Source organism: Sunxiuqinia dokdonensis (assembly GCF_001270965.1).
Lineage (GTDB): Bacteria > Bacteroidota > Bacteroidia > Bacteroidales > Prolixibacteraceae > Sunxiuqinia > Sunxiuqinia dokdonensis.
This window is the reverse complement of sequence record NZ_LGIA01000177.1, coordinates 23,387-31,260: the sequence shown is the minus strand read 5'-3', so window position 1 is coordinate 31,260 and position 7,874 is coordinate 23,387. Positions and strand designations below refer to the sequence as shown.

Genomic DNA, 7,874 nt, shown 5'->3' with positions numbered 1-7,874 from the left:
ATTTCCCTGTTCAGCACGTCGGTTGCCTTTTTGCTTTTGGTCCTTGCTTTTTCCGACACCATTGCCGGCTGGATCGACTACGCCGAACATCCGGAGTACATCCGGTGGGTGGCGCTGATTGTTGCGCTCGATGCGTTGACAGCAATTCCTTTTGCCAAACTGCGCATTGAGTCGAAAGCGGTGAAGTTCGCCATTCTGAAATTCATCGGCATTTTTGTGACCATTTTTCTCAATATCTTCTTTTTGAGTATTTGTCCGGCTGTGTTAAAATCGAACCCTGATAGCTGGGTTAAGCTGGTTTACTCGCCTGAAATAGGAGTCGGCTATGTGTTTATTTCCAACCTGATTGCTTCCGGAATTGCCTTGCTTTTGCTGGTTCCCGAAATGATTGTGAAATTAAAACTGGACCGCAAGCTCCTGAAGGAAATGGTTTGGTACTCCTTCCCCATCCTCCTGGTTGGCGTTGGCGGCATGGTCACCCAAAATATCGACAAGATATTAATCCCGAAATTGCTGCCCGAAAGTCAGGATCCCATGTCGCAACTGGGAATTTACGGAGCCAATTTCAAGCTGGCCGTCATTCTGAACATGTTTATCCAGGCTTTTCGCTATGCCTTCGAGCCGTTTTTTTTCTCCCAGGTTAAATCAGATGATAACAAGCGGGGCTATGCCATCATCATGAAATATTTCGTCATTTTTGGTTTGATCATTTTTCTGGGGATCTGTTTGTACATCAATTTGGTAAAACAGATTGTCGATTCGAAATACCATTCCGGATTAAATGTAGTGCCCATTATTTTGATGGCGAATCTCTTTCTGGGAATTTACTACACCCTTTCGCTTTGGTATAAACTAACCGATAAAACGCGTTTCGGAGCTTATTTTGCCTTGGTTGGCGCCGGCATCAGTCTAATTCTGAATATCGTGTTTATACCCAAATTTGGTTACATGGCATCGGCCTGGGCAATGCTCATTTGTTTTATGACGATGGTGGTGCTGTCCTACGTTTTTGGGCAAAAGTATTTTCCGGTCGATTACCCGCTTAAGCGAATCGCACTGTATTTTGCAGTTGCATTGGCCGTATATTTTGCAGCCGAAATTTTAAATCTCACCGCCTCAGTATTGATGTATTTTGTTCATACATTGCTCATTGGCATATTCTTGTTGTTGACCTTTGTTTTAGAGCGAAAAGAAATTTATAGGTTTATGAAGTAAGAAATTCAGAATAAATACTTTTAAGTATTATTTTTGACTATTTTTAGTGAAAATGAATAAGATGAAGATTGCGTTGGCTTCCGATCATGCTGGATATGAAAAAAAACAGGTGATCGTTGATTTTTTGAAAGAACAGGGAATTGAATTTAAAGATTTTGGTGCCTATTCGGCTGAAAGTTCCGATTATCCGGACTATGCGCATCCGATGGCTGAAGCCGTTGAAAATGGCGAATTTGAATTGGGTATTTCGCTGTGTGGAAGTGGAAATGGCATTAGCATGACTTCGAACAAACATCAGAAAATTAGGTCGGCTATTTGCTGGAAACCTGAAATTGCCGCTTTGGCCCGACTTCACAACGATGCCAATATTTGCGCCTTGCCGGCTCGTTTTGTGACCGATGAAGAAGCCATGATGATTGTCAAAACCTTTCTTTCAACCGATTTTGAAGGCGGACGACATCTTCGACGAATCAATAAAATGCCATTGAGCTAGATTATGTCACACGAAAAGAAGCAATTCATAAAGGATTCTGAAAAAATTGCGTTCGATAAACGACATCGGGCAACCATCAAATTCAACATTTCCAAGTACGATGCGGCAGTGGATCGGGGCCGAAAAAGATACGCTAACCTCGAGTTGGCAAAAGATCGCGCTTCGTATATAAAAAGTGAAGCCATTGCCAATCTGCCACAGTATCTGCTTGACTTTGAGAAAAACAGCCAGGCCAATGGCGCTGAGGTGATTTGGGCCGAAGATGCCGCGGAAGCCATTCAGGCGGTTCAGCAAATTTTGAAGGATAACCAAGCTAGGCTGCTGGTAAAAAGTAAGTCGATGACCACAGAGGAAATCGAACTGAATGAGCATGTTGAAGCCGTTGGCGTGGAGTCGCTGGAGACTGATTTGGGCGAATACATCGTGCAGATTGCCGGTGAAAAACCGTATCATATTGTGACACCTGCCATGCACAAGTCGAAAGAAGATATTGCTGAACTTTTCCATGAAAAGTTTGATACACCCGAAAAAAGTACACCGGAATATTTAACGAATTTTGTTCGCGGATTGCTTCGCGAAAAGTTTACCCGGGCCGATGTAGGTGTAACGGGAGCAAATTTCCTGATTGCCGATAAAGGCGCCATCGCATTGACTGAAAATGAAGGCAATGCGATGATGACATTCTCCTTTCCGAAAATTCATATTGTCATTGGCGGCATTGAAAAAGTGGTGCCAAAAATGAAGGATTTAGGATTGATGTGGCCGTTGCTGGCGGCACACGGAACAGGGCAGCAGATTACCGTTTATAATTCCATCGTGTCGGGCCCCAAAAGGGCAGGTGAAGTGGATGGCCCGGAGAAAATGTATGTGATTTTGCTGGACAATAAGCGGAGTGAATTGTACCAGAAAGATGACCAGTTTGAAGCTTTAAAATGTATCCGTTGTGGTGCCTGTTTAAACGCCTGCCCCATTTATAAAAATGTGGGTGGTTACACCTACGATGCGACTTACAGCGGCCCCATCGGCTCAATTATCACCCCGTTTTACAAAGGATTTTCAGAGTACAACCACTTAAGTTCGGCTTGCTCGGTTTGCGGAAAATGCACCGAAGTTTGTCCGGTGCGGATTCCACTGCACAACATGCTGCTGTACAATCGCCGCGATGCGGTGAAAAATGGCGATACCCCACTGGCCTGGAATGTGGGCATGAAAGCGTTTGAATATGCGTTTATGAAACGTGAGCGCCTGGATTTATTGGGTGGAAAATCTAAAAATCAACTGGGAAAACTCAAACAAGATGCCTTGGGCGACAAAAAGTCCCTGCCAACATTTGCAAAGGAATCATTTAGTAAACAATGGAAAAATAAACACTAAATTATGCTGTCGAATACCTGTAAATACGCCATCCGGGCCTTAATCTACCTCGGAAGATTTAGCGATGGAAAAGGAACGAAAATCGGGATTAAGAAAATTTCAAGTGAATTGGATATTCCAACTCCTTTTTTGGGGAAAATACTACAAAACCTGGTGAAGCAAAAGGTGCTGGTGTCAACCAAAGGACCCAACGGTGGCTTTGGTTTGGGAAAGCCAAAAGACGAAATCTCGCTGTATGATATTGTGAGTATTATTGATGGCGAAGATTTTTTCAAAAACTGCCTGATTAGCATGGAACCCTGTTCAACACATCACGAACAAGGACAACCCTGCCCGGTACACAAGAGCTTTTCGGAGGTTCGCGAAAAACTGTACAAGTTTTATTGCGAAACAACCCTGGCGACGGTGATTGATGACATGGAAGGTCACGAAGATCTGATAAAAATGTAAAGCGTTCGTTTCCGGCAGGCCGTCGGATGATGACAGAGGAGGACTGGTTTATGGCCGGAATTTATATTCATATCCCATTTTGTAAGACCAAGTGTCACTACTGCGATTTTTACAAATCGACCGATTTTGGAGCGAAAACCGATTTTCTTTCCGCCCTGAAAAAGGAAATTGAGTGGCGCAAAAGAGAGCTTGATGGCGAGCGCATTGGCAGCATCTACTTTGGTGGCGGAACACCATCGGTTTTAAAAATCGAAGAGATCAGGGAGATTTTGAGCCTGATTGAAGTTGATTATCAGCTCGAAAAGGACGTTGAAATTACGCTCGAAGCCAACCCCGACGATTTGACCGATTCGTTTTTAAGCGGTTTGAAAACAACAAAAATCAATCGCTTAAGCATTGGAACACAGTCATTTCATGATCACGATTTGAAAAGCATGAACCGGCGCCACAACAGCCGGCAAGCGATAAACTCCATCAAAGCAGCGCAGCAGGCCGGAATCCAAAATATCAGTATCGACTTGATTTACGGTTTGCCCAACCAAACGTTGGCCGACTGGGAAGCCAATGTTGAACAAGCTGTTGCCTTGGATGTGCAGCACATTTCGGCTTATCATCTCACCTACCACGAAGGCACCGTGTTTTACAAATACCTGAAAAGCGGGAAAATCAAGGAACTTCCGGATGAACTAAGCTTAGACCAGTTTAAACTGTTGCTGGCCCGTTTGAAAAGTGCCGGATTTGAGCAGTACGAAATATCGAATTTCGCACGAAACGAGTCTTATTCGCGCCACAATAAAGCCTATTGGGAACGAAAAAAGTACCTGGGTTTTGGACCCTCGGCCCATTCGTTCGACCACAAAACCCGCCGCTGGAATGTTTCGAGCCTGAGAAAATATCTGCAGGCTATTGAAGCGGAAACAAGCTTTTGGGAAACGGAAATCCTGTCGGAACAAGACCAGTACAACGACTATATGATTACTTCGTTGCGAACGAAATGGGGAATTTCAAGATCCTACCTCCATGCGAATTTCGAGCCCAAATTTCATCATTTTTTTCAAGAGCAAGCTGAAAAATACTTAATCAGCAAGCATATGCGTTTTGAGGATGACGTTTATCGTCTGTCAACCGAAGGCCTGTTCATTTCGGATAAGATCATGGAAGAACTGTTCTATATCGAATAGCCTTAAATATTGTTAATTGGAAGTTGCAGGGAAGGAGGCTAGCGATATTTCTCTATCTTTGCAGATTGAAAAAAAGCTACTTATGGAAGTGAAAATTGTCAACCAGTCGAGAAATGAATTGCCAGCATACAGCACCGCTTTATCAGCCGGAATGGACTTGCGTGCTGATTTAGAACAACCCATTGTGTTGAAACCGCTGGAACGGGTTTTGGTACCAACAGGCCTGTTTATTGAATTGCCGGTTGGACACGAAGCGCAAATTAGGCCTCGCAGCGGGTTGGCGATCAAAAAAGGGGTGACTGTATTGAACTCGCCCGGAACAATTGATGCCGATTACCGCGGTGAAGTCAAGGTCATCCTGGTGAATTTATCCAACGAAGAATTTGTGATTAACCACGGCGAACGGATCTGCCAAATGGTGATCGCCAAACATGAAACCGTTGCCTGGAAACCCGTCGAGATATTGGAAGAAACTGAACGCGGCGCGGGTGGTTTTGGGCATACGGGAAAAAATTAGAAGAGGAAAATGATATTTAAAAAGCTGACATATATTTTATTTTTAGCCGCCCTTTTGGCGTCTTGTTCAGCAACACAACAAAAGCTGGTGGCCGAACCTGCGGTTGATGCGGTTGCACAAACAAAACTGTCGGAAGATCAACAGAATGAGTTTGAGTATTTGTTTATCGAAGGATTGAAGCAAAAGAAGCTGGGCAATATTCAACAAGCCGTTTCTATCTTTTCGCGCTGCCTCGAAATTGATCCAAATTCGTCGGTTGCCATGTACGAAATGGCGAGCATTCACTATGCGAACAAGGATTTGACAAGCGCTTCGCTTTTGCTCGAAAAGGCCATCAGTATCAACTCTGAAAATAAATGGTACAAGTTGCTGTTGGCCGAAATTTACCGGCAGCGGCAGCAATACCAGGAAGCAGCGGATATTTACACCCAGTTGAGTAACGATGAGCCGGATAATCTGGAGTATTTGTATTACAACGCCAGCCTTTTGGCGATGGCCGAACAATACAAAGCAGCCATTGATGCATACAATCGCCTGGAACAAAAGACAGGACTGAATGAGCAGATTTCGGTGGCCAAACAGCAAATCTATCTCGCCTGGGAGAAGCCGGACGAGGCGTTCGAAGAAATTAACCGCCTGATTGAATCCGATCCTGAGGAAACACAATATTACGGCCTGTTGGCCGAGCTGTACCAACAGGTGGGCGATGAACAAAACGCAATCAAAAATTTCAATAGAATACTGGAGATAGACCCTGAAAATGGCTTTGTGCACTTTTCGCTGGCCAACTATTACATTGAGCAAGGCGATATGAATAAGGCGTTTGAGCACATCAAAGAGGCTTTTGGCAACGAGGAACTGGATGCTGAAACCAAAATGCAGTATTACATGCTGCAAACTTCCGGGACCGAAAATTCAGACTGGTCGCCCGATCAGATTAACGAACTGCTTGATATTCTGAAGCAAACGCATCCCGATGATAACCGGCTGTACACCCTTTATGCCGAACATTTAATGCGGCAAAATAAAATTGACGAAGCACGCAATTACCTGAAACAATACCTGGAAACCGACAAGGACAACTTCATAATCTGGCAGCAACTGCTGTTTATGGACAATGATTTAATGGATTTTGAAAGCTTGTACGGCAACAGCGCGCAAGCCATTGAATTGTTCCCGAATCAGGCCGTTTTGTATGCGCTACACGCCGTTGCCGCCCTTCAGCTCGAAAAGTACGATGAGGTGTTAAAAACGCTTGAAGAAGGTGAAGGATATGTGTTGGATAACCAGTCGCTTAAAGTTCAGTTTGAATTGTACAAAGCTGAAGCCTATTACAAACTGAATCAAGTCGAAAAGGCTTTTAAGGCATTTGACGAGGTGATTAAACTGAACCCGGACAACTACATGGCCATGAACAATTATGCATACTACCTTTCAATCCGGGGCGAGCAGCTGGAGAAAGCCGAGCGCATGAGTGGGCGGGTAGTCCAGGCAAATCCCGATAATCCGACTTACCTGGACACCTACGCCTGGGTTTTGTTTAAGCGCGAAAACTACCAGCTGGCCAAATTCTACATCGAATCGGCCATTAACAACGGAGGCGAGAACAATGGCGTATTGCTGGAACACTACGGCGATATCCTTTATAAACTGGGCGAGACAGACAAGGCACTCGAAAACTGGAAAAAAGCAAAAGCGCTTGGCGAAGGCACCGAGGTACTGGAACAAAAAATTAAGGAATCACGATTTATTGAAAGTTTAGTCCCTTGAAAGCACCTTCACCACACCGAATTATTATACTCATTTTTGTCGTGTTTTTAGGTATTTCATCCTGCAAAACCAGCAAGGTGGTGAGTACCGAGAAAATCAGGCCAATGAACACCAATCGCCTGATCAGAAAGGTGCAAGACAAGTCGTTTGATTACGACATGCTGGCCATTAAGCGGATTGTTTGCCAGTACGAGGGACCAGATGAAAAGGCTTCGTTTCGTGCCAATCTGAAATCGGAAAAAGATAAGCAAATTCTACTGACCATTAGTAAGATTAACATTCCGCTTGCCCGTTTGCTATTGACGCCCGACAGCGTAAGAATGGTCAATTACCTGAAAAAGGAATACCTGGAAGAAGGATACGAATACCTGAGTGATTTGGTCAACATGGAACTCAATTTTGACTTGGTGCAGTCCATTATCAGCAACGATGCGTTTTCGTACCGCGATGATCCGCGCGACAATGATTTCAGGGAGTTTGTTTCCTACGCCGATTCAGGCATGTACATCCTGCAATCGATTAAAAACCGGAAACTCGATAAAATTGAGCAGAAAGGCAAAGAAGACAAGATTGACCGCTATTTGAACAAATTGGGTGAAGATGACTTTATCGTTCAGCATTTCTATATTGATTCTAAAACGTTTAAGATCAGGAAAATTGTTTTGGATGATCAATCAAATTCCCGCAAGGTAACTGTTGATTTTTCTGATTTTGAAAAAGTGGACCGGCAGCTTTACCCGGGGAATATCAATATTTTGTTTGCCAGCCCCGAAAAAGAGTTGTCGATGAAAATTAAACTCAGTAAATTTTCCACAGAAAAAGACCAGTCGTTTAATTTCAACATTCCGGACAAATATGACCGGATACAATAGCC

At 44.0% G+C, this 7,874-nt stretch carries 8 protein-coding genes; all 8 read left to right on the top strand.

Translation table 11 applies throughout. The annotated features are described in order from the left end of the window. Positions 1 to 1,215 (top strand): lipopolysaccharide biosynthesis protein (locus NC99_RS15695; RefSeq protein ID WP_053185738.1); only part of this gene is annotated, 1,215 nt, incomplete at its 5' end. Positions 1,216 to 1,276: 61 nt separating this feature from the next. After that, positions 1,277 to 1,708, top strand: a complete 432-nt coding sequence (gene rpiB, locus NC99_RS15690; protein ID WP_204375029.1) for a ribose 5-phosphate isomerase B — start codon at positions 1,277 to 1,279, stop codon at positions 1,706 to 1,708. Between the two features lie 3 nt (positions 1,709 to 1,711). Continuing rightward, a complete protein-coding gene (locus NC99_RS15685; protein WP_053185732.1) occupies positions 1,712 to 3,082 on the top strand; it encodes a lactate utilization protein B in 1,371 nt (456 codons plus the stop codon). Positions 3,083 to 3,085: 3 nt separating this feature from the next. Then, on the top strand, positions 3,086 to 3,532 hold the full coding sequence (locus tag NC99_RS15680; RefSeq protein ID WP_053185728.1) for an RrF2 family transcriptional regulator: 447 nt from the start codon (positions 3,086 to 3,088) through the stop codon (positions 3,530 to 3,532). Between the two features lie 26 nt (positions 3,533 to 3,558). Beyond that, on the top strand, positions 3,559 to 4,713 hold the full coding sequence (gene hemW, locus NC99_RS15675) for a radical SAM family heme chaperone HemW (RefSeq protein WP_204375028.1): 1,155 nt from the start codon (positions 3,559 to 3,561) through the stop codon (positions 4,711 to 4,713). A gap of 82 nt (positions 4,714 to 4,795) precedes the next feature. Further along, a complete protein-coding gene (dut, locus tag NC99_RS15670; RefSeq protein WP_053185725.1) occupies positions 4,796 to 5,230 on the top strand; it encodes a dUTP diphosphatase in 435 nt (144 codons plus the stop codon). 9 nt (positions 5,231 to 5,239) lie between these two features. Then, positions 5,240 to 7,000 carry a tetratricopeptide repeat protein gene (locus tag NC99_RS15665; RefSeq protein ID WP_053185723.1) on the top strand — a complete coding sequence of 587 codons (1,761 nt, stop codon included), beginning with the start codon at positions 5,240 to 5,242 and terminating at the stop codon, positions 6,998 to 7,000. Further along, on the top strand, positions 6,997 to 7,872 hold the full coding sequence (locus tag NC99_RS15660) for a DUF4292 domain-containing protein (RefSeq protein WP_053185720.1): 876 nt from the start codon (positions 6,997 to 6,999) through the stop codon (positions 7,870 to 7,872). Before NC99_RS15665 ends, NC99_RS15660 begins: the two co-directional genes overlap by 4 nt. Positions 7,873 to 7,874 lie beyond the last annotated feature (2 nt).

Excerpts from the sequence above, each read along its gene's own strand:
- NC99_RS15665 (WP_053185723.1), top strand. The coding sequence starts at position 5,240 with ATGATATTTAAAAAGCTGACATATATTTTATTTTTAGCCGCCCTTTTG.
- dut (WP_053185725.1), top strand. The coding sequence starts at position 4,796 with ATGGAAGTGAAAATTGTCAACCAGTCGAGAAATGAATTGCCAGCATAC.
- hemW (WP_204375028.1), top strand. The coding sequence starts at position 3,559 with ATGATGACAGAGGAGGACTGGTTTATGGCCGGAATTTATATTCATATC.
- rpiB (WP_204375029.1), top strand. The coding sequence starts at position 1,277 with ATGAAGATTGCGTTGGCTTCCGATCATGCTGGATATGAAAAAAAACAG.
- NC99_RS15685 (WP_053185732.1), top strand. The coding sequence starts at position 1,712 with ATGTCACACGAAAAGAAGCAATTCATAAAGGATTCTGAAAAAATTGCG.
- NC99_RS15680 (WP_053185728.1), top strand. The coding sequence starts at position 3,086 with ATGCTGTCGAATACCTGTAAATACGCCATCCGGGCCTTAATCTACCTC.